Source organism: Ruegeria sp. CDSA141, from assembly GCF_059612005.1.
Window position 1 is genome coordinate 20154 of the sequence record NZ_JBXWPT010000018.1, and the last position, 22817, is coordinate 42970.

At 54.9% G+C, this 22817-nt stretch carries 24 protein-coding genes; 14 read left to right on the top strand and 10 right to left on the bottom strand.

All coding sequences use genetic code 11. The annotated features are described in order from the left end of the window. The first annotated feature begins 19 nt into the window (after window positions 1–19). The 4 genes from AC2FLP_RS18685 (at window position 20) to AC2FLP_RS18700 (ending at window position 3878) form a co-directional block, all read left to right on the top strand. The gene (locus tag AC2FLP_RS18685) at window positions 20–1417 is read left to right on the top strand and encodes an amidohydrolase family protein (RefSeq protein ID WP_170337131.1); all 1398 of its coding nucleotides are present in this window, start codon (window positions 20–22) and stop codon (window positions 1415–1417) included. 26 nt (window positions 1418–1443) lie between these two features. After that, window positions 1444–2208 carry a DUF3299 domain-containing protein gene (locus AC2FLP_RS18690; RefSeq protein ID WP_170337125.1) on the top strand — a complete coding sequence of 255 codons (765 nt, stop codon included), beginning with the start codon at window positions 1444–1446 and terminating at the stop codon, window positions 2206–2208. Continuing rightward, window positions 2205–3383 (top strand): carbohydrate porin, encoded by a 1179-nt coding sequence (locus tag AC2FLP_RS18695; protein WP_496685498.1) that lies wholly within the window; start codon window positions 2205–2207, stop codon window positions 3381–3383. The genes AC2FLP_RS18690 and AC2FLP_RS18695 overlap by 4 nt, the downstream gene beginning before the upstream one ends. Window positions 3384–3497: 114 nt before the next feature. Next, window positions 3498–3878 carry a hypothetical protein gene (locus AC2FLP_RS18700; protein WP_170337130.1) on the top strand — a complete coding sequence of 127 codons (381 nt, stop codon included), beginning with the start codon at window positions 3498–3500 and terminating at the stop codon, window positions 3876–3878. An 801-nt stretch (window positions 3879–4679) separates the two neighbouring features. Here the strand turns inward: AC2FLP_RS18700 and urtE are convergent. Genes urtE through urtA form a run of 5 tightly spaced genes read right to left on the bottom strand, consistent with a single transcriptional unit; the run spans window position 4680 to window position 10641 of the window. Beyond that, complete coding sequence (gene urtE, locus AC2FLP_RS18705) at window positions 4680–5375, bottom strand: urea ABC transporter ATP-binding subunit UrtE (protein ID WP_299898827.1); 696 nt, start codon at window positions 5373–5375, stop codon at window positions 4680–4682. A gap of 3 nt (window positions 5376–5378) precedes the next feature. Next, the gene (gene urtD, locus AC2FLP_RS18710; protein WP_496674104.1) at window positions 5379–6119 is read right to left on the bottom strand and encodes an urea ABC transporter ATP-binding protein UrtD; all 741 of its coding nucleotides are present in this window, start codon (window positions 6117–6119) and stop codon (window positions 5379–5381) included. Further along, window positions 6116–7345: an urea ABC transporter permease subunit UrtC gene (urtC, locus tag AC2FLP_RS18715; RefSeq protein ID WP_496674101.1), complete on the bottom strand. Its 1230-nt coding sequence runs from the start codon at window positions 7343–7345 to the stop codon at window positions 6116–6118. Before urtC ends, urtD begins: the two co-directional genes overlap by 4 nt. Window positions 7346–7348: 3 nt before the next feature. Further along, the gene (gene urtB, locus AC2FLP_RS18720; protein ID WP_496685495.1) at window positions 7349–9301 is read right to left on the bottom strand and encodes an urea ABC transporter permease subunit UrtB; all 1953 of its coding nucleotides are present in this window, start codon (window positions 9299–9301) and stop codon (window positions 7349–7351) included. A gap of 59 nt (window positions 9302–9360) precedes the next feature. Continuing rightward, on the bottom strand, window positions 9361–10641 hold the full coding sequence (gene urtA / locus AC2FLP_RS18725) for an urea ABC transporter substrate-binding protein (protein WP_496685493.1): 1281 nt from the start codon (window positions 10639–10641) through the stop codon (window positions 9361–9363). Window positions 10642–11036: 395 nt separating this feature from the next. Between urtA and AC2FLP_RS18730 the strand changes: the two genes are divergently transcribed. The 10 genes from AC2FLP_RS18730 (at window position 11037) to AC2FLP_RS18775 (ending at window position 18007) form a co-directional block, all read left to right on the top strand. Beyond that, complete coding sequence (locus tag AC2FLP_RS18730; protein WP_496685490.1) at window positions 11037–11852, top strand: urease accessory protein UreD; 816 nt, start codon at window positions 11037–11039, stop codon at window positions 11850–11852. A gap of 1 nt (window position 11853) precedes the next feature. Continuing rightward, window positions 11854–12156, top strand: coding sequence for an urease subunit gamma (locus tag AC2FLP_RS18735; protein ID WP_299898816.1), 303 nt, complete (start codon window positions 11854–11856; stop codon window positions 12154–12156). An 18-nt stretch (window positions 12157–12174) separates the two neighbouring features. Further along, complete coding sequence (locus AC2FLP_RS18740) at window positions 12175–12336, top strand: hypothetical protein (RefSeq protein WP_299898814.1); 162 nt, start codon at window positions 12175–12177, stop codon at window positions 12334–12336. Further along, window positions 12333–12665, top strand: coding sequence for an urease subunit beta (locus AC2FLP_RS18745; protein WP_299898812.1), 333 nt, complete (start codon window positions 12333–12335; stop codon window positions 12663–12665). The genes AC2FLP_RS18740 and AC2FLP_RS18745 overlap by 4 nt, the downstream gene beginning before the upstream one ends. Next, a complete protein-coding gene (ureC, locus tag AC2FLP_RS18750) occupies window positions 12640–14400 on the top strand; it encodes an urease subunit alpha (RefSeq protein ID WP_117869591.1) in 1761 nt (586 codons plus the stop codon). Before AC2FLP_RS18745 ends, ureC begins: the two co-directional genes overlap by 26 nt. A 121-nt stretch (window positions 14401–14521) precedes the next feature. Continuing rightward, window positions 14522–14746 carry a DUF1127 domain-containing protein gene (locus AC2FLP_RS18755; protein WP_117869592.1) on the top strand — a complete coding sequence of 75 codons (225 nt, stop codon included), beginning with the start codon at window positions 14522–14524 and terminating at the stop codon, window positions 14744–14746. 28 nt (window positions 14747–14774) lie between these two features. Then, entirely contained in the window at window positions 14775–15227 is a 453-nt protein-coding gene (locus AC2FLP_RS18760; RefSeq protein WP_299898809.1) for an urease accessory protein UreE, read from the top strand. Continuing rightward, complete coding sequence (locus AC2FLP_RS18765) at window positions 15199–15864, top strand: urease accessory protein UreF (protein WP_299898807.1); 666 nt, start codon at window positions 15199–15201, stop codon at window positions 15862–15864. The genes AC2FLP_RS18760 and AC2FLP_RS18765 overlap by 29 nt, the downstream gene beginning before the upstream one ends. Beyond that, complete coding sequence (ureG, locus tag AC2FLP_RS18770) at window positions 15861–16490, top strand: urease accessory protein UreG (protein ID WP_299898805.1); 630 nt, start codon at window positions 15861–15863, stop codon at window positions 16488–16490. The genes AC2FLP_RS18765 and ureG overlap by 4 nt, the downstream gene beginning before the upstream one ends. Before the next feature lie 485 nt (window positions 16491–16975). Next, window positions 16976–18007: a GlxA family transcriptional regulator gene (locus AC2FLP_RS18775; protein ID WP_117869596.1), complete on the top strand. Its 1032-nt coding sequence runs from the start codon at window positions 16976–16978 to the stop codon at window positions 18005–18007. Here the strand turns inward: AC2FLP_RS18775 and AC2FLP_RS18780 are convergent. Genes AC2FLP_RS18780 through AC2FLP_RS18800 form a run of 5 tightly spaced genes read right to left on the bottom strand, consistent with a single transcriptional unit; the run spans window position 17985 to window position 22812 of the window. Next, window positions 17985–18920, bottom strand: a complete 936-nt coding sequence (locus AC2FLP_RS18780; RefSeq protein WP_496710068.1) for a 3-hydroxyacyl-CoA dehydrogenase NAD-binding domain-containing protein — start codon at window positions 18918–18920, stop codon at window positions 17985–17987. The two genes, AC2FLP_RS18775 and AC2FLP_RS18780, sit on opposite strands and share 23 nt — an antisense overlap. Next, window positions 18917–19657, bottom strand: a complete 741-nt coding sequence (locus AC2FLP_RS18785; protein ID WP_058273722.1) for an SDR family NAD(P)-dependent oxidoreductase — start codon at window positions 19655–19657, stop codon at window positions 18917–18919. The genes AC2FLP_RS18780 and AC2FLP_RS18785 overlap by 4 nt, the downstream gene beginning before the upstream one ends. Further along, window positions 19657–21075, bottom strand: coding sequence for a gamma-aminobutyraldehyde dehydrogenase (locus AC2FLP_RS18790; RefSeq protein ID WP_299898797.1), 1419 nt, complete (start codon window positions 21073–21075; stop codon window positions 19657–19659). Before AC2FLP_RS18790 ends, AC2FLP_RS18785 begins: the two co-directional genes overlap by 1 nt. A 10-nt stretch (window positions 21076–21085) precedes the next feature. Continuing rightward, window positions 21086–22018 carry a 3,5-dioxohexanoate:acetyl-CoA acetone transferase gene (kce, locus tag AC2FLP_RS18795; RefSeq protein ID WP_109312331.1) on the bottom strand — a complete coding sequence of 311 codons (933 nt, stop codon included), beginning with the start codon at window positions 22016–22018 and terminating at the stop codon, window positions 21086–21088. Then, window positions 22018–22812, bottom strand: coding sequence for an SDR family NAD(P)-dependent oxidoreductase (locus tag AC2FLP_RS18800; protein WP_496685476.1), 795 nt, complete (start codon window positions 22810–22812; stop codon window positions 22018–22020). Before AC2FLP_RS18800 ends, kce begins: the two co-directional genes overlap by 1 nt. Window positions 22813–22817 lie beyond the last annotated feature (5 nt).

The window sequence follows — 22817 nt, forward strand, 5'->3', positions numbered from 1 at the left end:
GAATATGAAGGGAGTACTTATGTCCGGCTTACGAATGTCTCTTTGCTCGACGGCAATTGTCGCGGCAGTTCTTTCTTTTTCGGCGACCGCGCAGGCTCAGGATCAAGAAGAACCCCAAACGCTGTTTACCAACGTGCATGTCTTCGACGGTGTGAATGAGCAACGCATTGAAAATGCCAGTGTTCTGGTCGAGGGCAATCTGATCAAGTCCGTCTCAACCGATGCCATTGATGCGCCGAGCGCGACGGTTATCGACGGCGGTGGGCGCACTCTGACACCGGGCTTTATAGAGAATCACGCGCACCTGATGCTCATGGGGCCATCGATTGCCGAGATGGAAACCAACTCGACCTGGGAGGATTTCGCCATCCACGGGACCCGGATGGCCGAAATGTACCTGATGCAGGGCTTCACGACCGTTCGCGATGCCGGGGGCGCTGGCGGCGGGCTGCGGCGCGCAATTGACGCCGGCCAGATCGTCGGCCCCCGCTTTTATCCTTCCGGGGCATTTCTCGGAACACGTGGTGGTCACGCCGATTTCGCATCCTTCACATCTCCGCCGGGTGGGGTGACCAACTTTGGGACTCTGAATATGGCCCAACAGGTCAACGGTGTTGACGAAATTTACATGTATGGCCGCAACAACCTGCGCATGGGTGCCACGCAATTGAAGTTCATGCAATCAGGTGGGGTGATTTCGGCATTCGATCCATGGCAGTTGCTCGCCGGTTCGAAAGAAGAGATCGAGGCCGCTGTTCAGGTTGCCAACGAGTACGGCACCTATGTCATGGCACATTCCTACCGCAAAGAAGCGATCATCAATGCCCTGAATGCAGGGGTCAGAACCATTGAACACGGATTTCACTTTGACTGCGAGATTTCTGCTTTGATGAAAGAAAAAGGAGCGTACATCACGACGAACATCACAGCATTTGATCCAGGCCTACTTGATGTTCCTTCCGTGAAAAACAACCCCAACAGTTTGAGGAAGGCCAAATCGGCCTCGGCGACCTTCGAAGCCTACATTCCAAGTATGAAGGAATGCCCGGCGCCGCGCGGTTTCCAAACCGATTGCGTCGGCTCGGTCGAAGCGTGCAACATCCAGATCGCCTATGAGAAACATCTGAATAACCATTTCTTCGGCCCCTATGCGTCGATGGTAACCCTAACTTCGGTAGGTGGCGAGATCGCGGCACTTAGCGGTGATTTCATGAACCCCTATCCGGAAGGCAAACTGGGTGTGATCGAAGAAGGCGCCTATGCCGACATCCTGCTGATAGACGGCAACCCCCTCGAAGACTTCTCTGTCGTTGGAACAGGCGATCAGTGGTTCGGTGCGGACCCGAGGCCGGACAGCCCGGAAACAATCCGCCTGATCATGAAGGACGGTGTGATCTACAAAAACACACTGGATTGACCAGATAAAGCAGCCGGAGAGCATTCATGCGAAATTGGTTTTGCTCCGCAGTATTCGCAGGGTTGGTTTTGTGCGGTTATGATGCTGCGGCGACGCCTGGAACCGCGTTGGACTGGGCAGATCTGCCAGATCCGTCTGCGCAGGTCTTTGATGACCCCTATCGTGAACTCAGCCCCGAACAGTTCGACGATGTTCTTTTCGTTGTGCGTATACGCGGCAGGTTGCAGCAGGAGGTTGGCAGCGCCGAAGAACGGCAGAAATGGCAATTGCTTTTAGCAGAGACCGAAGACGCCTTGGTGTCAGACGGAATTGACGTCGACTGGTTACTCGATCAGCGCGAGGTTGTGACTGAACGTCGAAGAAAGGCTGGAACGAGCGGAAACCCGCAATTCGACGGCAGAACAATCACACTCGCGGGCTTTGCCATTCCTGCTCCAAGCGATCCGGACGGCCGGCCTGTGGCGTATTTGGTGCCAGAAAGAGGGATGTGCAGCCACATGCCTCCACCTCCGCCTAACCAGATGATCCGTGTGCGGTTGAACGGGGACTGGGCGCCTAGCTATTTCCACGAACCCGTTCGGCTGACAGGCACGCTGACTATCGATCCTTCCGTTCATAATATGATGGTTGTGGATGGCCTCATGCCTATGAATGCGACTTTCCAGCTAGAGGCGGAACGTGTCGAAACTCTGGAAACCGAGGCAGACAGGTTGGAATGGAAGCAGCGTGCTGCTGATCGCATCCGCGCGGCAGGAAATCGCAAGACCGGTGGGGCACAGGCGTCAAAATGATAAGACTTCTGGTTGCCGCATTGAGCATTGCATTTGCTGGCGCAGCGTCGGCTCAGGGACTATCCGGGCCATCTTCAGTCGAAGCCGATCTTGCGCCCGGAGACGGGCTCACCGATCCGCAATATCGTTCCGATTTTCCACGCAACATCGCACCGGGTTGGTTTCAGTGGAAAGACCGACTGGCTGAGGGTGGTTTTCGGTTCAACATTGACTACCTGGCATTGGGCCAAACCACGGATGCTGATCTGGGAACCGGCGAAGCAGCCAGCGGAATTGCGCGGTTCTACGGCAGTTGGCAGGCAACTGAACGGGGGTCTCTGACATTCAAGATCGAAGACCGGCACAGTTATACCGATGTTGCCCCGCAATTCCTTGGGCTAGATGGTGGAGCGCTTTCAATCACAGGGACAGCCTTCAACGATAATGGGTTGCTATTGACCAATCTGTTCTGGACCCAAAGGGCGGAGAACGGTTCGTGGACGCTGCAAGTCGGGCAGATTGATGTAACAGACTTTGTGGATATCTATGGGTTGGTAAGCCCCTACAGCGGTTTCCAAAACCTGTCTTTCAACACCAACCCTACACTTAACGCGCCTAATCCAGGCCTTGGTATTGCCGGTGGGGTAAAGCTGAGCGAGAACCTTTACGCCGTAGCCAGCGTCTCAGACGCAAACGCCGACCCGTCTGATCCAAACTTTGATGTGTTTAGCGACGGCAATCTCTTCAAATCACTTGAACTTGGTTACACCTCCGGCTTTGATCGCATCTACTTGGACAATGTCCATTTGACTCTCTGGCATGCGGATGCGGCTGACGATGGCAGTCGAGCGGAAGATTACGGCGCTGCGTTCTCTGCCGCATGGTTTGTTGATAATAAGTGGATGCCATTCTTTCGGGCCGGGGCCTCAAAGGGGACCGCTGCGCTTTATGACCGGTCCGTCTCTGCCGGACTGGGTTACTATGGTCGCAATACCGATTTGGCCGGGCTGGGCCTGAACTGGGCTGAGGCAAGAGGCATAGACGGTGACCAGTTCACGCTCGAAGCATTCTATCGGTTCTCAATCTCGCCCGGACTGCAGATCACGCCATCACTGCAGTTCATTTCCGACCCGCTGCTGAATCCCGCTCAGGATAGCATTACGCTGTTCGGCCTAAGAACCCGGATCGTTTTCTGATGCGGGGTGAAGGCAGTCACTAAGGGGTGTGCCAAAGGGCAACTAAGAGAGATCAAGCGCGTGCCGGAATTTTCAACGCCGGTCGAATGAAGTTGGGAAGCAAAGGAACAATCTATGAAGATTGCATACGGAATTCTTGCAGCCTTAGCAGTTGTGTTTTTCATCCTTGGAGGCAGCGATGCCCATGCCAAAGACAACAAGGGTAAAAAGCCGAACAAGGGGGGCAAGAACGGTGATGTCAGCATTCAGATAGAAGACAAACCCGGCAAAGGCCCAAAAGCTGTACCACCTGGACAGATCAAGCGCTACACGCGCGGTGCCAAGCTCCCATCTGACCTGGAGTTCGAGGATATTGGGGACCTTTCCAAATGGAAGCTTGGGGAGCCGGGCAAAGGAAACCGCTACATTCTGGTCGATGACGAAGTCCTCGAAGTTACGAATGACCTGTCTACCGTGGTCGATGCCGTCGGCATCGTCGGTGATCTTCTAAATTAGGCGAAAGTACGATGTTTCAGGGCAAGAACTACCTCGTTTGCCCTGACGCTGGCCGGGGCGATCATTTGTGAACCCCGGCCCAAGTTCAAAACCCGGATCCGAGGCGCTACGATGATAAAGGCCCTTCTTGTTCTTTTTGCGCTTGCTACCTTTTCGTCAGCACGCGCCCTACTCGCTCAGGAAAACGGTGCAACTGAAGTCCCGCAAACAATACGCTTTGAGGGCTATGTATAGCCCAGTCGCGAAGCAGAACTGTCGCCTTTGGTGGACAATGTGGTCAACCGGACTTTGCAAAGTCTGCTTTCTGCGCATCGCTGACATTGGTGCCTTAAACAGCATCGGTTGGTTTGGGCTCGGTACAGACGTTCGGCAGAATTCAGTGAATGTCTGCCTTGCGGGACAAACCGGACTTTTGGGATTTCGCATGCTGGTGACGCAGAAAGCGTTCGCGCCCGCAGCAATGTGTTTTCGGCAATGCAGCGGACACCTATTTGCGAGCGTTTGCACGGGCATAAACCGGTAAAGTCCAAACCGCCCGTTCACTGCAGTCAGCACTGACCATCGTGGAGCGCAACGTTGCGGAAAGGTTCAAGCTCAAGCCGAACCTTGATACAACACCAAGCCTGTCGATCTGTCCGAAAGTACTCACATATCACGGCAAGAGGTACCGAAGGACCGTATTTAAAAAAAATACCTCTCAAATTGTACGTTTTTGTAGGATCAAACCATGTCCCGAGCCTTAATGCAGGACATGATTTGGGTTTGATGCACCCATACCAAAGCCAACTACACCGAGCAGTGCTAAACTGTTACGGCCCGCAACACTTGATCACGCGTCAGGTCATCTCGTGTGCCTTTGACCATGACTTCGCCACGTCGCAACACAACAAACCTGTCGGCAAGATCATATGCGAAGTCGAAATACTGCTCGACTAAGACAATTGCCATTCCGCTCGTCTTTCTGAGGTGCCGGATCACTTCGCCAATCTGTTGGATTATGTTCGGCTGAATACCTTCGGTTGGCTCATCCAGCAGCAGCAGGCGCGGTTTTGTGATCAGTGCACGTGCGATGGCCAACTGTTGCTGCTGCCCGCCGGAAAGGTCGCCCCCGCGCCGGTTTTGCATTTTTTTGAGGACCGGGAACATATCAAAAATATCATCTGGAACGAAATGTTCGCTGGCAGGCAGACAGGAGAAGCCTGTTTCCAGATTTTCTCGAACCGTGAGCAATGGGAATATTTCGCGACCTTGAGGGACATATGCCGCACCTTTCCAGGCCATCTGATGAGCAGGCAAGATACCCATCTGCTTTCCGTCAAGCTCCAGTTCGCCACCGGAACGGGGATGCGCCCCTGAGATTGCCTTCATCAGACTGGTTTTTCCGACACCGTTGGTCCCCATGACGCACGTTACTTCACCCTGTAAAGCTTCCATGGAAATCCCGTTGAGGATTTGCGAGTGCCCATAGTGCAAAGTCAGATCGGTCAGCTTCAACATTTTCTAGCGCCCCAGATAGACATCGATGACGTCCTGATTTGATGTCACGTGATCAAGACTGCCCTCGGCTAATACTGATCCTTCATGCAAAACCGTTACTTTGCAGTTCAGGCGCCTGACAAATTCCATGTCATGTTCAACGACCACAACCGCGCGGGTCCTTGCAGCTTGAACCAGCAAGTCTGTGGTATGTTCACGCTCTTGCGGGGTCATGCCTGCGGCGGGTTCGTCAACCAACAGCAGACGTGGGTCCTGCGCAAGCAGCATGCCAATTTCCAACCATTGCTTCTGCCCGTGGCTCAGTTCACCTGACTTCCGGCTCAGTTCCAGATAAAGCCCAATTTCGGTGGCTAGGTCCTCGACCTTCTGCAAATCACTTTTGGACGGACGGTAAAGCAGCACACCAACCCAGCCACGATTTTTCTTTAGCGCCATTAGTAGATTATCGCGCACGGACTGATCCTCGAAAACCGTGGGCTTCTGAAACTTCCGCCCGATTCCCGCCTGCGCGATTTTTGCCTCGGTCATATCCAACAAAGATACGGACTTTTCACCCCATATGACCCGCCCCTCATCCGGCCGGGTCTTGCCGGTGATGATGTCCATAAACGTAGTCTTGCCAGCCCCATTCGGGCCAATCACGGAACGTAGCTCCGCTTCACCAATCTGGAAGGACAAGTTGTTGATAGCGCGGAACCCGTCGAAGGTAACCGATACGCCACTTACTTCTAACAAGGTGCTCATTGGCTGGCCTCTTTCTCACGCAAAGCGCCTTCATCCGGTCCCAGATTGGCACCATGCCGATCAGGATGACGCTGGTTGGTATACAAGTCGAACAAACCTCCGATACCTTGCGGAGCAAACAGCGTGACCAGCACAAAGGACACACCCAGCAGCACTTGCCACCAGTCGACCCATTTGATCGTGTAAAAGCCAAGCAGGATATCCGGGGCCTGCCCGCCCGTGAACCACGTGCTCAGCAGGCTGACAAAAGCCGCGCCGATGACCGCACCATACAGGCGGCCCCGGCCGCCGATAGCGACCCAGACGGCCAGATATATTGAGGCGATGGGGGCCATCTCCTCGGGGTTGATAATGCCAGCCTGCGGATAATATAGCGCACCCGCGATTGCGGCGATGCAAGCCGTCAGGGTGAAGACAGCCAACTTGTAGGCTTCGACCGAATAGCCGAGGAACCGAACCCGCGCCTCGTTGTCTCGAATACCGCGCAGGACTGAGCCGAACTTGCCCGACACGATCCATGCCGCCAGCATGTAACCCAGTCCCAACGCCAAAGCCGAAGCCCACAGGAACCAGAGCGAAACAACGTCCTGAGAGACAGTGACACCGGGCAGGTTCTGCAAGCCGGACAAGCCATTGTTGCCGCGCAAACCGCTGTCGTTCTGAAACAGATACAGCGCCAGAGCCAGCGTCATTGCTTGCGTCAGGATCGACAGATAGACGCCGGTCACTCGACTGCGGAAGGCCAGCCAGCCAAAGATCAGTGCCAGCAGGCCAGGCACCACAACGACCAGTATCAACTGCAGCGTCAAGCTGTGCGAAAACGCCCAGATCAGCGGGAATTCGGATGATCCGACTACGCCGAAAATCTGAGTGCCGATGGCGTCCACAACTTCGGCAGGCGTTGCCGGAATGTCGGCTTGTGACAATGACTCGACCACGATCAGCCGGGTGCGTTCATACATCAGCCACATGCCGATCATATAGCCACCGAGCCCGAAGAAAGCGAAATGGCCTAGTGATAGAATGCCGGTGAAACCCCAAACCAGATCCATCGCGACAGCGATCAAACACAGGCACAGGGTCTTGCCCAGCGTTTTGACGAAACTGGTTGAGATCACACCGATCCCGAACCCTTCGGACAGGACAGTTACACCCAGCGTGAACAGCGACAGGATGGCCAGAAAGACCAGTACAGATGGGTTCTTAGCAACAAAACTACGCTCCATGGTTCAATCCCCCGCCGCGCGACCTTTGAGGGCAATAATGCCTCGTGGTCGAAATTGGATGAAAATGATGATGAAGATGATCATGTAGGTTTGCGCCGCGAGCGTGTTCGACGGGTTCATCCACTCGATCCCTTTCTGCAGGAACCCGATCATCCCCGCGCCTGCCAGCGCGCCCCAGATGTTGCCGACACCACCGACAACTACGGTCATGAAACTTTGCACGATGTAGTCGTTGCCCAGATCCGATGTGACCTTGGCAAAAAGGCCAATGGCGACACCCGCGATGCCAGCAATGCCGGAGCCGAGACCGAAGGTCAGCATATTCACCCGCCCCGGGTTGATACCCATTGATCCGGCCATGCGCGGGTTCTGCGTGACCGCACGCATCTCAAGCCCCAGCCTTGTCCGTTTCATAATGTAAAGGAACAGCCCCAGAAAGATCAGCGCCAGTACGAAGATCGCAATGCGGATATAGCTGATCGAAACCACATCGTTCATCACCCACGCCCCGTCCAGCCAACCCGGAGCTGTCAGAGGGCGGGCCTGTGTACCAAAGATATTCTTGGCCAGTTGCTGCAAGGCAATCGAGATACCAAAGGTCGCCAGCAGTGTTTCCAACGGGCGGGCATAAAGCCAGCGGATCACCAGGCGCTCCATGGCAACGCCCATGGCAAACGTGACGGCAAAGGCCATTGGGATGGCAAGGATGATCGATACCGTATGGTCGGGGACGAACTGCTGAACGACGTACCCCGTATAGGCGCCCATCATGATGAATTCGCCATGGGCCATGTTGATTACACCCATCACTCCGAAAGTGATGGCCAACCCAATGGCGGCAAGGAAATAGATCGAGGCCAGAGAGACTGCGTCCAACGTCAGGTCGAGCGTCTGGTTTAGGCCAACTTTCAGCTCGATCTTCTTTAACGCTTTTTCGGCAGCGGCGGTTACTTCGGTGGACGGCTCGGCATAAGTCTCAAAGAACACATGCGCACCCAGCGCCGTGTCGATATCGGCCTCAGTTACCAACGCAGGAACAAGTCCGGCTTCGGCCAGAGTGCTGTAGGCTTGCGCGCGCGCAGTATTCTCGTTCAGTTGCGCGACCGGGATGCCCCCTACACGGCCACCATCAATGTTCGCGGCCAAATCCAGGCGGATGTCGTCAGGCAACACAGGGGGCGCAGCCAAGTCACTCGCGACCAACAGGTGGTATGCGTCGTCCCGGGACAAGGCGTCTGATCCGGGTTCCAGAACGATGGCGACGTTAACATCCGATGGCACGTCCGCAGCGGTCTTTCGTGAGGTCACGAGTAATGGGTTCAACGCCGCGCGGACGTCGACACCCAGATCGTTCGACATTTCTTCAATTGCAGCCACGCGGGCCGCAACGTCTTCGTCATATCCAATAGTCAGCAGCCGTTCGAGCCGTTGCTTCTGGGCCTTCAAATCCACATCTGGCTCATCCTCGATCGAGGCACGAAGAGGTTCGAGCAGCGCGCCTTCGGGGTCACGTTGAATGGATTTCAGTGCGGCCAGGCGTTTCTTTCGGTCCGGGTCGGTCAACTGGAACTGCACCAGTGCTGTCCCGATCATAGCGCGAATACCGCTGTTGGGTTTCAATTGCTTCAGGTCGGATTTCTCAAAGGTACCGACCACTCTGCCTGTGTCGAAATCGGTCAGGTCGTACAAACGCCCTTCGACCTTTCTTCCGGCAAAGAACAGACCATCAGACTTGCGCATCCACATGTCTTTGGCGGCCCATGTTTCAAGCATCACCTGCGCTTGCGGCAGCCCACTGGCGGCAAGCGCATCAATCGCCGGTTTGATCGTCTTGCGCGAACTTTTGACAATGATCTCCTGATGATCCTGCAAGATCGGCTGCAGGCCACCCTCTTGCGCGTTGGCGTTCAGGCAGGCGAAGAGAATTGCCAGGCCCGCAAGGAATAGTCTTAACATGTGTTGAAACCCGCGTGTCTTTGGGCAAGGCGGGCGATCACACCCGCCTTGCGTACGATTTAGTAGTTCGACAAGGTTTGAACGCAGCTCTCGGTCTCGGTGTTGTACATACCGCAGCCGAGATCTTTCCAATCCGATTTCAGCACTGACGATTCAGGCAGGAAGTCGGTCCATGCATCGCCCGGCACAACGTCGGTTGCGCTGATGATATCGAACTGGCCGTCTTCCTGAATCTCACCAATCAGAACCGGCTTAGCCAGATGGTGGTTCGGCAACATCACAGCAGTACCGCCGGTCAGGTTCGGGAATTCCTGCCCGTACATGGCGGCGCGCACAGCGTCTACTTCGGTCGAGCCGGCTTCGGTCGCGGCATTCACCCACATATTGAAGCCGATGTAATGCGCCTCCATAGGATCGTTGGTCACCCGTTCGTCACCCATGGTGGCTTTCCAGGTTTCGACAAATTCGGCATTCACATCAGTATCCGCCGACTGGAAATAATTCCAAGCCGCCAAATGGCCGACGAGGTTGGTGGTATCTAGACCGGAAAGTTCTTCCTCACCAACCGAAAAGGCCACGACAGGAATGTCATCTGCCGAAACACCAGCTGCGGCCAGTTCTTTATAGAAACCAATGTTGGCGTCTCCGTTGATCGTCGAGATCACACCAACCTTTTTGCCATCTTCGCCCAGTGCAACGACGTCAGATACGATCTTGGACCAGTCAGAATGGCCAAAGGGGGTGTAGTTGACGAAGATATCCGCGTCCGCAATACCCTTTTGCTTAAGGTAGCTTTCCAAAATATTGTTGGTGGTCCTGGGATAGACGTAGTCCGTGCCGAGCAGAGCGAATTTCTCAACCCCCAGTTCCTCCAGGAAATAATCGGTCGCAGGGATCGCCTGCTGGTTCGGGGCCGCACCGGTATAAAAGACATTTTTGGAGCTTTCTTCGCCCTCATACTGAACCGGATAGAACAGCAAACCATTCAGCTCTTCGATCACAGGCAGTACTGATTTGCGGCTGACCGAAGTCCAGTTGCCAAAGATTACATCCACCTCGTGGACGGTCAGCAGCTCACGCGCTTTTTCCGCGAACAGCGGCCAATCCGATGCGGGATCCACAACAACGGCCTCAAGCTGCTTGCCCAAAAGACCACCTTTGGCGTTTTGCTGGTCGATCAGCATCAGCATGGTGTCTTTCAGAGTAGTCTCTGAGATTGCCATCGTGCCCGACAGTGAATGCAGCACTCCGACCTTGATCGTGTCTTCGTCCGACAACGCAGCGGTGGCTATGGTAGCAAAGACAACCGATCCGGTGAGCGTGGATTTGAGCGATTTCATACAATCCTCCTGGCGGGGCCGGCAGAGAAGGCTTGCGCAAAGGCATACTCTTCTTCTACCTGATCCCCGCAACTGTTGTTGCGTTCCGTGTGGCGGCTGTGTTCGAGGTCCAATTCGCGCAGCCGTCACACACCCCCGGGTCATTTCCGCGGTGGCACCCATACGGTTTCTGCATTGCAGCAAGGTTGGCAACTTACCTTTAGCCCAATTTGGGAAATCGGCGAGAAGCGCATATTTTTTCATCTAAGTCGAAGGTTGCTGTCTAAAATTTAGACACACGATGTGGAAATAAGCTGATTCCGACACTGCAGATTAGTGTTCCGACACTTCAACAGAGAAACAGGTGGCACCAAACGACGCGCTAAAGGTGCCCTATTACACAAGTTGCAGCCATATTGCCCACGCATAGCACGGTACCGCCACGTGCTGCAGGCACCGTCAGCTTAAGCACCAAGCAATTGGGCAACAGGACTGTGCTGGACAGATTTCGCCAGTCTGGGTCCTTTAAATGCCTATTCCCAAGAACGATCACACCTGATCTTGATGCGGTTCTTCTGAACACGGCGGGCGGTGTGACCGGAGGCGATGCATTCCGATTTTCTTGCAAGGCAGCAAAAAGCACGGCGCTGACCTTGACGACACAAGCCTGCGAGCGCGCCTACAAAGCCCAGCCCCAAGAATGGGGCCAGATTACAAATCATTTGACGGTTGAATCTGGTGCCCGGCTGAGCTGGTTGCCGCAAGAAACCATTCTGTACAACGGCAGCGCTTTGGACCGGCGCCTTAGGATCGACTTGGCGCTCAATGCTGAAATGCTGATGGTCGAGCCGCTGGTCTTTGGGCGCATTGCCATGGGCGAGACGCTGACCGGCATCCGCTTGCGCGATCGGATCGAGATTCGGCGCGAGGACACGCCAGTGTTTCTCGATACGATTAGGTTCTCTGGTGATTGGCATACGCACGTATCCAAGCCGCATATTACAAACGGCGCGGGGGCGATGGCGCTAATCGTCTTAGCGTCGAGTTCTGCCGAAGGTCATCTGAAACCTGTGCGGGCAATGCTACCGGACACCGCAGGGGCAACCGTGATCCGGAAAGACCTATTGGTCATTCGCATTCTGGCAGACAACAGCTTTGCACTGCGTCGAACGCTGATACCAGTTCTACACCGTCTGAACAAAGACACATTGCCCCGATGCTGGATGCTCTGACATGAACCTGACCCCTCGTGAAAAAGACAAATTGCTGGTCGCCATGGCAGCCGAGGTCGCTCGAAAACGACTGGCCCGCGGCGTCAAGCTGAACCACCCCGAGGCCATTGCGTTGATAACCGACGCCGTGGTCGAAGGCGCGCGCGATGGCCGTTCGGTCGCCGACATGATGCAAGCCGGGGCTGAAGTGATCTCCCGGGGCCAATGCATGGAAGGCGTGCCCGAGATGATCCACGAGGTGCAGGTTGAAGCCACTTTCCCGGATGGCACAAAACTTGTGACTGTCCACAACCCCATTCGTTAATTTCCAAAGGAGTCACCCATGAACCGTATGCTGTTTCCCGCTCTCATTCTGGCTGGTCCGGCCATGGCCCATTCGGATACCCAAGTTCACGCCCATGGCAGTGATTACGCCGCGCTCGCAGTTGGGTTGGCTTTGATCGCGTTCATCGCCATTACCGTGATTTTGAAGCTGCCGAAATGATCCCGGGGGAGATCATTCCGGCCGAAGGCTCACTGACGCTGAACGCAGGACGCAGCAGCCGTCTTGTTATTGTCGCCAATACCGGCGACCGACCAATACAGGTCGGCAGCCACTACCATTTTTCCGAAGCAAACCCGGCTCTGGATTTTGATCGGTATGCAGCTTTGGGTATGCGGCTGGACATCCCGGCGGGCACTGCGGTGCGATTTGAGCCAGGGCAAACTCGCGAAGTTATGCTGGTGCCATTTGAGGGGCGCCGGCACATCTACGGTTTCAATATGCATATCATGGGGACGTTGAAAGATGCCGGGCAAGATCAGTCGGAGTGACTATGCCTCCATGTTCGGCCCCACGGTCGGCGACAAAGTACGATTGGCAGATACCGATCTGATCATCGAAGTAGAAAAAGACCTTATCGTGGAGCGCGCAACGACTGCGCGTTTCAGCGAGACCGGTCACCGCGAAGATGTCTATGGGGAAGAGGTCAAGTTCGGTGGTGGTAAAGTCATTCGAGATGGGATGGGGCAGTCTCAGGCCACGCGTGCCGAAGGCGCCGTGGACACGGTGATCACCAATGCTCTGATCGTGGATCACTCGGGTATCTACAAGGCGGATGTCGGCCTAAAGGACGGGCGCATCGCCAAGATTGGCAAAGCCGGAAATCCGGATACACAGCCCGGCGTAGACATCATCATCGGCCCCGGCACCGAGGCCATCGCTGGCGAGGGTCGCATCCTGACGGCTGGCGGGTTCGACAGCCATATTCACTTCATCTGCCCTCAACAGATAGAGGACGCGCTGCATTCTGGCCTGACGACCATGCTTGGTGGCGGCACTGGCCCGGCACATGGCACTCTGGCGACCACATGCACCCCGGGCCCATGGCATATCGGCCGGATGTTGCAGGCGGCAGATGCTTTTCCCATGAATCTTGCTTTCGCGGGCAAGGGAAATGCTTCGCTTCCCGCTGCTCTAGAGGAACAGGTAAAAGCCGGAGCTTGTGCCCTGAAACTGCACGAGGACTGGGGCACGACTCCGGCGGCCATCGACTGCTGCCTTGCGGTCGCTGATGCGATGGACGTTCAGGTGATGATCCACACCGACACGCTCAACGAATCCGGGTTTGTTGAAAATACAGTTGCCGCGATAAAGGGCCGTACTATCCACGCTTTCCATACCGAAGGCGCGGGCGGCGGCCACGCCCCCGACATCATCAAAATCTGCGGTGAGGACCATGTCCTACCCTCCTCTACCAACCCGACGCGGCCCTTTACGGTGAACACGGTAGAGGAACATCTCGACATGCTGATGGTCTGCCATCACCTCGACAAATCCATCCCCGAGGATGTGGCTTTTGCTGAAAGCCGCATTCGGCGTGAAACCATCGCGGCTGAAGATATCCTGCACGACATGGGTGCCTTCAGCATCATCGCTTCTGACAGTCAGGCGATGGGGCGCGTTGGCGAAGTTCTAATTCGCACCTGGCAAACGGCTGATAAAATGAAGAAACAGCGAGGCCGCCTGCCGGAGGAATCCGGTGACAACGACAACCTGCGCGTTCGCCGTTACATCGCCAAGTACACGATTAACCCTGCGGTTGCCCATGGCCTCAGCCACGAGATTGGCAGTATCGAGGAAGGAAAACGCGCCGACCTGGTCCTATGGGACCCTGCCTTTTTTGGAGTGAAGCCTGAGATGGTTTTGCTAGGCGGCACCATCGTTTGTGCACAGATGGGTGATCCCAATGCTTCGATACCCACCCCGCAGCCGGTTTATAGTCGGCCAATGTTCGGTGCCTATGGTCGATCCGTTGAAAACTCAGCAATCACCTTTGTGTCGCAAGCCGCGCTGGCGGACGGGATCGGTGATACACTAGGATTGGCAAAGCAGACCGTGGCTGTCCAAAACACGCGAGAGATTGGCAAACAGGATCTTCTGCTCAACAACGCGACACCTCATGTCGAAGTTGATCCAGAAACCTACGAAGTCCGGGCAGATGGCGAATTGCTGACCTGCCAACCCGCCGAAGTACTGCCCATGGCACAGCGATACTTTATGTTCTGACTAAAAATTATGCTGCATTGCACAGCGCGCAACGCAGAAATGACCAAACACCCACTTCAATGTGAGGCCGATATGACAGATATTAATGCCCAAGGGAGGACCAACGTTTACGAGGGTCCAAATGGCACACTCAGCAACACAATCTCACGCACGCTTTTCGCTGCCCGGTCTGATCGCGTCCATCACAGCATCAGTCTACGGGGCTCTGATCAGTGTGGCCGAAGCTCAATCGCGCGTTCGGCAAGTCGAATTCCTGCAATCGCTCAGCGACGAAGAGTTGAAAAAACGCGGCCTATCACGCGAACGGATCGTGCACCGGGTGTTTGCGGATTCAATCTGGCTCTGACTATTTCTGCTCCAGAGGAGGCGACGGTATGACCGCCCTGCTTTGCACCGCACGCCGTTACTCGGATCATATGCACAGCGACTCCGCAGATTGCCTGTCGCTGACTTATGACGATCGTTTTTTGCGTCGCAAGGTTCTGACCTGTGAAAGTGGCGAACAAATACTCGTCGATCTGGTGCAAACCACCTCGTTGAACCACGGTGGCACGTTGATTCTGGACGACGGTCGCGAAGTGGAAATACAGGCTGCACCCGAAGCACTGCTTGAGGTTTCCGCTCCGGACCTGACACGCATCGCGTGGCATATTGGCAATCGCCACACGCCCTGCCAGATCGAAAAGGATCGTCTGCTGATCCAGATCGATCATGTGATCCGAGATATGCTATTGAAAATCGGAGCCACAGTGCGCGAGGTGCACGAACCGTTCAACCCCGAAGGCGGAGCCTATGGCCATGGCAGGACACATGGCCACGCCCACTGACGCCAATATCCTGACGCTGACCCAGTGGTTGTCTCCGGCATACCCTGTGGGGGGATTTGCTTATTCTCATGGGTTGGAAGCTGCAATTGACGAAGGAGCGGTCGCCAGTTCCCAAGACGCCGAAGCCTGGATTTCAGATGCGCTGGAACACGGATCTGGATGGAATGATGCTCTGTTCGTAGTGTCCGCATACAACGCTCAGGACAAAGATGAACTTGTAAGCATCGATGCCAAGGCACGGGCTATCTGCGCGTCATCCGAAAGGAAAATGGAAACCGAACTGCTGGGACAGGCATTCGGGACTGTCACAGGAGATGTCTGGGATTTAGACATCCAACAGCTTTCCTACCCAGTGTCGGTGGGCCACGCCGCGCGTCTACAAAACCTCCCCCTACTACTGACGACAAAGATGTATCTACAAGCATTCGCAAGCAACTTGGTCGCTTGCGCAACGCGCCTTGTACCATTGGGGCAAACCGACGCTCAGAAACTGATCCGTAATTTGACACCGCTATGTGCTCATATCGCCGAAAAGGCGCAAATGGCAGGCTTGGAAGAATTGAGTTCGACTGCGTTCCTGACGGACATCGCGTCGATGAGACACGAAATACAGTATTCAAGGATATTCCGAACATGAGAACTATGAACGGCCCTCTTCGCGTTGGCATCGGCGGTCCGGTTGGAGCCGGAAAGACCACTTTGACCGCTGCCTTGTCTGAAGCCCTGCGCGATGCTTGTTCAGTGGGCGTCATCACCAATGACATTTACACGCAGGAGGATGCCGAAGCGCTGGTGCGCATGCAGGTCCTTCCCCAAGATCGGATTATCGGCGTCGAAACGGGCGGTTGCCCACATACAGCAATCCGCGAGGACGCATCGATAAACCTTGCAGCTGTCGCTGAAATGCAGGAACGCCATCCCGATCTTGATATCGTTCTGATCGAAAGCGGCGGCGACAATCTGTCGGCTACTTTCAGCCCGGAACTCGCAGACCTTACAATCTATGTGATCGACGTCGCCGCTGGAGAGGAAGTCCCGCGAAAAGGCGGACCGGCAATAACAAAATCCGACATCCTGGTCATAAACAAAACCGATCTGGCGCCGCATGTTGGCGCTTCACTGGAGGTAATGGAACGAGATGCAGCCAGAATGCGCAAAGGACGGCCATTTTTGTTCTCGTCCCTTCGCCACAAAAAAGGGGTCGACGCAATTGTTGACCTCTTGGTGAAGCGGGGTGGGGTAATAATTTCAGAAGTGAATTAGCTCCCAGAACGGAGATGCCAAATTGTCGGCACCTAAACCCGACTGGAGAGGCCGAAGGTACAATCTTTTATTTTCACGTTTGTCTGGATGTTGTGTTTTGTCTTCACTCATCGGCTGTCCGTATAGGAAGCGCACTAGCCAACCTAGACAACTATCCGTAACCATAACATTCTTCGGTGCCGATTTGTTGCGCGCTACGCGACTTTCGCCCTCGGATATTCCTGCGTGATGCGCGAAACTGCGACGTCTGTTGTGGGCTCGGTTCGGTTATTCGCAAAGTACTCGTGAGCGTCTGCTGTGCGGACAAAGTGAGCCTTCGCTGCGTTGGAGCGAATCTCGGCTTTCTAGCTTCAGAAACTGATTGAGATCTGATCCCCTCGGCCTAGCCTCAGCACTTAGGCAGTGCTTGGCTCAGCACTTTGGTGTCTATTGCGTATTTCCGAAACATAATTGACAATTTTGGACGCTGTTTTACAAAATCGGCTATGACGCAGCCAATAGATCGCAAGTTAGACATAGTTGTTTTGGTGAGTTCGCATTTTAATGTTTCGGCGACAACGTCTTTCGTGGATCCATTCAGAGTAGCAAATTACCTGACGGGTTCAGCTCGATTTTCTTGGACCTATGTCTCAGACCCTGGTGGTCCAATTGAATCGAGCAGCGGCTTGGTCGTTGACACTGCCCCATTGGCGGAGGTGGTGAGGCGCAAGCCTTGGATGGTTCTGGTGAGTACAAGTTGGACACCTGAGCGTCACGGGACACCTCAGTTCAAGGTAGCACTACAGAAATGGGAATCGGGTGGAGCAATCGTTGGAGGTTTGGATACTGGCGCGATTGTTCTTGCGACGGCTGGACTACTCAAAGGAAAGACCGCAACGGTTCACTATGAACACATCGACGCCTTTGCCGAAACGGCCCATGACACCACCGTGTCAGAGAACATGATTATTATGGATGGAAAGATTTTCACTTGTTGCGGGGGTTCTGCAGCAACCGATCTGGGATTGCGGTTTGTACATTCTGTCGCTGGTGAGAGTATCGCCAATGCATCTGCTCGATACCTTTTTCATCACAATGTGCGCGGAGAAGGCCAATCACAGAACCCCAAAGACATGGAACCGCTGGGGTACGTCACCTCTGGGGTGGTAAGGGACGCGATCGATTTGATGGAGGCGCACTTGGAAGCCACTTTGTCGATCCCTGAAATATCAGCGAGGTTGAAGATTTCGCAACGACAACTTAGCCGATTGTTTCAGCAATTTGTCCATAAGTCGCCGATCGAGTATTACCGCGACATTCGCCTTGATCGCGCGCGCGGATTAGTGACGCAAACTGAGCTTAAGTTCAGCGAGATTGCGGAAGCATCAGGGTTTAATGGACAGGTTCATTTCAGCCGGGCATACCGCAAACGATTTGGATTGACACCCAGTGCGGATCGCATTGAAGGCCGCACCCCGTTCGAGTTTCGCGCTTGGCCAATGTTCAATCCCGACATCAAGTCCGAAGGTGTTGGGTAGCTTTTTGCATCGCTGTAAGCATCTTGTCGCGTTGCGCTGATAACTCTTCGGTACTTTGCCCCTGAGTTTGATCGTTAATGCCATCGACCAGTTTATTGATGACATCCTCATCAAGACGAGGGTCGCCCAGGTCGTCCCACCAGCCATTGAATGTGTCTTTGAAATGGTCACAGAAAGCCTGCAGGCCACCATCGCCTGCGCCTAAGTGAAAAAGGGTTGTCGGACCCATCGCGGCCCACCGTAGTCCCGGGCCAGCCCACATCGCTTTATCGATGTCTTCGACACTGGCGACACCTTCGACCGCCATATGAACGGCCTCGCGCCAAACCGCGGCTTGCAAACGGTTCGCGACATGTCCTGGCATGCCTTTCTTGATCCGGATCGTAATTTTACCAATGTCTTTGTAGAAAGCTTCTGTGCGGTCCAAAACATCTGATCCGGTGGATTCGTTGACGGTCAATTCGACTAGTGGGATGAGATGCGGTGGGTTAAATGGATGACCTAGGATCAATTTGCTGGGATCGCGCCATCCCTCTTGCAAAGCTTCAAGCGTTAGGCCGGAAGTTGAGCTTGAAACTATTGCGTTAGGGTTCAACTCTGGCTCAATCCCGGCATAGGTCGAATGCTTGATTGGCAGTCTTTCTGGCACGTTCTCCTGAACGAATTGTGCGCCCTGGACAGCCGCCTCGGCGGTTGAAACGAAAGTGATAGCGTCAGGTGTGGCCCTATCTGTGAGATTCAATTCGTCCAATGCCGGCCAGGCCTTTTGGATATAAGAGCGAACGGATGCTTCGGTATTCGGATCGGGGTCAAAGACCGTCACGCTACGGCCCGAGGCGAGAAACAACGCTGCCCAGCTTGCCCCTATCACACCGGCTCCAAGAATGGCGGTTCTTTCAATTTCTGACATCATAACAGTCCCGGATTAAGGGGGGAGGCCGCCGTCAGGCCACCGTCCACTGTGAACAACTGGCCGGTTGCAAAAGACGAGTCGTCAGAGGCCAGCCACACAGCCATCGCTGCAATATCGGCAGGTTTGCCAAAGCGTTTGACCGCGTGGCGGGCCAGCGCGTCGGATTTGGCCTTTTCTGGGTCATGCGCGAGGTCGAACGCTGCGTCCAGCATGCCCGTTTCAATCCATCCCGGGCAGATCGCATTGCAGCGCACCGCTGGTCCGTGGTCCACTGCAATAGAGCGTGTGAGCCCATGCACAAACGCTTTTGACGCATTGTAGAGCGCCATCGACGGGTCCGCGGCATTGCCCGAGATCGACCCGATGTTGATGATCGAGCCACCTTGCGACATTTCTGGAATGAAGGCGCGACAACAGTTAAAAACGCCTCGCGCATTTACGCCCATCACCAAGTCCCAATCCGCGTCCGAGCTTTCGGTAACAGTTTTTTCGACCTGAACGCCGGCGTTGTTTACAAGGATATCAGTCCCACCGACTATACTGACGATCTCTGCAACCGCTTCGGCGTCGGACACATCCAGTGTGTACCAAACAACATTTTCCGGCAGATCATCGGGTTGAGGGCCGCGCCCGCAGGTAGTGACAGCGGTCCCTTCAGCCAAGAACGCCTCAACAATACCCCGCCCAATGCCCTGCTTGCCGCCTGTGACAAAGGCGCGTTTTCCAGCCAACCGCATCAGTGTGCCACCATGACATGACGGATCGCAGTATAAGCGTCCAATGCATAGACCGACATATCACTGCCTGTTCCCGAGCCTTTCATCGCGGCCCATGGCATCTCGGGCGTCGCAACCCCATGCGTGTTTACCCAGGTGAATCCATAGCGCAACTTGGACGTCATTTGCATTGCTCTCCCAACATCTCGTGTCCAAACCGATGAGGCCAACCCGTAAGGTCCGTTGTTGGCGATCTTCAACGCATCTTCTGCCTCGGAAAAACGAGAGACAGTTACAACAGGTCCAAAGACCTCGTTGCAGGCAATCTCTGCAGTGTTGTCGACATTGGCAATGACTGTCGGCTGGTAGAAAAAGCCGTCTTCTTCGCCAGACGCCCCACCGGAAACGATTTCAGAGCTGCAGCGTGCGCGATCGACAAAACCAGCCACACGATCCCGCTGTGCCGCAGAGACAAGCGGGCCCATTTCCGTTCCTTCAGCTTTCGGTGCACCAGTCTGGATCTGGCCAACTTGATCGGCAATCGCGGCCACAAGTTTGTCGTAAACACTGTCTGCAACCATCACGCGGCAAGGCTGTGCGCAGTCCTGACCGGCATTGAAGTAGCTGCCATATCGGATCGTCTCGGCCACAGCATCAAGATCAGCATCATCAAAGACAATGACCGGCGCCTTGCCGCCCAATTCCAGATGAACGTGTTTAATTTTCTGGGAAGCAGCCCGCATTGCAGCCATGCCTGTCGCCGGAGAGCCCGTAACACTGATCCCTTCCATCTGCGGGCTGTTCATCAGGGTATTTCCCACGCCGAGCCCGCGACCATGAATCACGTTTAGCACGCCTTTTGGCAGAACATCTTGTAACAATTCTGCAAGTCGCAGAGTAGATAGCGGCGTGATCTCGGAAGGTTTCAACACCACCGAACATCCTGCCGCAATTGGTGCAGCAATTTTCCAGGATGCCATCATCAGCGGGTAGTTCCAGGGGGCGATGGCCGCGACAGGGCCAATGGGGTCACGCCGGATCATCGAGGTATGACCCGCGACATACTCTCCAGAGGCAGACCCCATCATGGTGCGCGCAGCCCCGGCGAAAAAGCGAAAGACATCGATCGTCAGCGGCATTTCGTCATCATGAGCCGATGGCCAGGGTTTTCCCACATCCAAGCTCTCAAGTTCTGCCAACTCCTGGCCATGCGCCTCGATAACTTCAGCTATGTGAAGCAATATCGCAGCGCGTTCCGCGGGGGTCGTACCCGAAAAGGTCTCAAATGCCTCTTGTGAGCCACGCACGGCGGCCTCGATCTGTGCATCGCTGGCTTCATTTACTGTGCAAATGATTTCGCCTGTTGCAGGGTTCAGGATTTCCAACGTCCCTTCGGTGCCTTCGACCAATTCGCCATTGATCAACATTTTCGACTGCATAAGCGTCTCCTCAAAACCCAACCTGATCGCCGCCTTTTAGTGCGAGCCGCATGCGCGCTTCTGCTGGCGTCGCGACCGTAAGGCCAAGGTTTTCTACGATTGATCGGATGCGCGTGACCTGCTCCGCGTTGGATTTGGCCAACTCACCTTTTCCAATGAACAGGCTGTCTTCGAGACCAACCCGAAGGTTTCCGCCGCGCAATGCACTTTGGGTTGCAAAAGGCATTTGGTGACGGCCAGCGGCAAGGACAGACCATTCGTAATTCTCTGCCCCGAACAGCTTGTCCGCCGTGTTGTGCATGTGGGTTAGATGGTCTGCATCGGCGCCAACGCCACCCAAGATGCCGAACACCATCTGAATGAAAAAAGGCGGTTTGATCAGGCCTTGATCCACGAACCATTTGACGTTGTAGAGATGGCCAAGATCATAGCATTCGAACTCGAACTTGGTGCCATGATCACCACCAAGTTTTTCAATGGCGTAACGAATTGTTTTGAAGGTGTTGGGAAAGATGAAGTCCTCTGTCATCTCCAGGAATGGCTGTTCCCAATCGTGCTGAAACTCGGTGTATTTCTGCAGCATCGGAAAGATGCCAAAGTTCATGGAACCCATGTTTAGAGATGCCATCTCTGGGCTTGTTGAGGTCGCCGCCAGCAGGCGCTCATCCATCGACATACCCAAACCGCCGCCGGTAGAGACATTCATCACCACATCAGTGGACTGTTTGATCACAGGCAGGAACTGCTGAAATAGCTCGGGTCGGGGGTCGGGTTTGCCGGTCTCTGGATGCCGTGCGTGCAAGTGAATGATCGACGCGCCGGCTTGTGCCGCTTCAATACTTGCTGTCGCGATCTCGGCGGGCGTAATCGGCAGATGTGGTGACATCGACGGTGTATGGATGCCCCCTGTGGGTGCGCAGGTGATGATGACGGATTTGGGCATCAGAGCTTCATCTGCTGCACTTGTGCAGACAGCCCCCCATCCAAAACCCATAACTGGCCAGAGGCATACCGTGCTTCGTCGGAAGCAAGCCAATTGACCAGGTTTGCAATGTCCTGTGGCGTCCCGTAGGTCCGCATCGGATGAACATCGCGCACGGCCTGTTGCAGCGTTTCAATATTGCCGCCGCCGCCACCAGATCCTTCTCCGTTGAAGAAGCTCTGCAACATTGGGGTATCGATATAGCCGGGGCAGATGGCGTTTACGCGGATACCTTCGGGGCCATGATCGCAAGCCATTGCGCGGGTCAAAGCGTGTACTGCACCTTTGGTTGCGCAATAGGCCGCAAGGCCCGGATCAGCGATGAACCCATCGTAGGAGCCAAAATTGATGAGGCTTGCGCTATTCCCTGTCTTCGCCGCTGCGCGCATCAACGGGATGGCATATTTCGAGGTCAGGAACGTGCCCGTGGAATTAACCGCAAAGCTTTGGTTCCATTCCTCCAGCGTGGTCTCTTCAACCGTTTTTTCGATCTCGATCCCGGCCGCGTTTACTAGGATGTCCAACTTTCCGTGTGTGGCGCGCACATGATCCATCGCCGCAACCGAGTCTGCCTCTTGAGTCACATCCAGCTTAACAAAATGACTGCCATCTTCGTCGTGCTGGTCTAACGATCCTTCCGGTGTGAGGTCAGCTGCAAATACTGTTGCCCCTTCTTTTAGGAACCGCACGACAATTGCACGCCCGATGCCACCGCGCGCGCCGGTCACAAGGGCAATTTTTCCGTTCAGCATCATTGGCT

What these genes read in the sequence shown, in the direction of transcription:
- AC2FLP_RS18685 (WP_170337131.1), top strand. Translation starts at nt 20, where the DNA reads ATGTCCGGCTTACGAATGTCTCTTTGCTCGACGGCAATTGTCGCGGCA.
- AC2FLP_RS18690 (WP_170337125.1), top strand. Translation starts at nt 1,444, where the DNA reads ATGCGAAATTGGTTTTGCTCCGCAGTATTCGCAGGGTTGGTTTTGTGC.
- AC2FLP_RS18695 (WP_496685498.1), top strand. Translation starts at nt 2,205, where the DNA reads ATGATAAGACTTCTGGTTGCCGCATTGAGCATTGCATTTGCTGGCGCA.
- AC2FLP_RS18700 (WP_170337130.1), top strand. Translation starts at nt 3,498, where the DNA reads ATGAAGATTGCATACGGAATTCTTGCAGCCTTAGCAGTTGTGTTTTTC.
- urtE (WP_299898827.1), bottom strand. Translation starts at nt 5,375, where the DNA reads ATGTTGAAGCTGACCGATCTGACTTTGCACTATGGGCACTCGCAAATC.
- urtD (WP_496674104.1), bottom strand. Translation starts at nt 6,119, where the DNA reads ATGAGCACCTTGTTAGAAGTAAGTGGCGTATCGGTTACCTTCGACGGG.
- urtC (WP_496674101.1), bottom strand. Translation starts at nt 7,345, where the DNA reads ATGGAGCGTAGTTTTGTTGCTAAGAACCCATCTGTACTGGTCTTTCTG.
- urtB (WP_496685495.1), bottom strand. Translation starts at nt 9,301, where the DNA reads ATGTTAAGACTATTCCTTGCGGGCCTGGCAATTCTCTTCGCCTGCCTG.
- urtA (WP_496685493.1), bottom strand. Translation starts at nt 10,641, where the DNA reads ATGAAATCGCTCAAATCCACGCTCACCGGATCGGTTGTCTTTGCTACC.
- AC2FLP_RS18735 (WP_299898816.1), top strand. Translation starts at nt 11,854, where the DNA reads ATGAACCTGACCCCTCGTGAAAAAGACAAATTGCTGGTCGCCATGGCA.
- AC2FLP_RS18740 (WP_299898814.1), top strand. Translation starts at nt 12,175, where the DNA reads ATGAACCGTATGCTGTTTCCCGCTCTCATTCTGGCTGGTCCGGCCATG.
- AC2FLP_RS18745 (WP_299898812.1), top strand. Translation starts at nt 12,333, where the DNA reads ATGATCCCGGGGGAGATCATTCCGGCCGAAGGCTCACTGACGCTGAAC.
- ureC (WP_117869591.1), top strand. Translation starts at nt 12,640, where the DNA reads ATGCCGGGCAAGATCAGTCGGAGTGACTATGCCTCCATGTTCGGCCCC.
- AC2FLP_RS18755 (WP_117869592.1), top strand. Translation starts at nt 14,522, where the DNA reads ATGGCACACTCAGCAACACAATCTCACGCACGCTTTTCGCTGCCCGGT.
- AC2FLP_RS18760 (WP_299898809.1), top strand. Translation starts at nt 14,775, where the DNA reads ATGACCGCCCTGCTTTGCACCGCACGCCGTTACTCGGATCATATGCAC.
- AC2FLP_RS18765 (WP_299898807.1), top strand. Translation starts at nt 15,199, where the DNA reads ATGGCAGGACACATGGCCACGCCCACTGACGCCAATATCCTGACGCTG.
- ureG (WP_299898805.1), top strand. Translation starts at nt 15,861, where the DNA reads ATGAGAACTATGAACGGCCCTCTTCGCGTTGGCATCGGCGGTCCGGTT.
- AC2FLP_RS18775 (WP_117869596.1), top strand. Translation starts at nt 16,976, where the DNA reads ATGACGCAGCCAATAGATCGCAAGTTAGACATAGTTGTTTTGGTGAGT.
- AC2FLP_RS18780 (WP_496710068.1), bottom strand. Translation starts at nt 18,920, where the DNA reads ATGATGTCAGAAATTGAAAGAACCGCCATTCTTGGAGCCGGTGTGATA.
- AC2FLP_RS18785 (WP_058273722.1), bottom strand. Translation starts at nt 19,657, where the DNA reads ATGCGGTTGGCTGGAAAACGCGCCTTTGTCACAGGCGGCAAGCAGGGC.
- AC2FLP_RS18790 (WP_299898797.1), bottom strand. Translation starts at nt 21,075, where the DNA reads ATGCAGTCGAAAATGTTGATCAATGGCGAATTGGTCGAAGGCACCGAA.
- kce (WP_109312331.1), bottom strand. Translation starts at nt 22,018, where the DNA reads ATGCCCAAATCCGTCATCATCACCTGCGCACCCACAGGGGGCATCCAT.
- AC2FLP_RS18800 (WP_496685476.1), bottom strand. Translation starts at nt 22,812, where the DNA reads ATGATGCTGAACGGAAAAATTGCCCTTGTGACCGGCGCGCGCGGTGGC.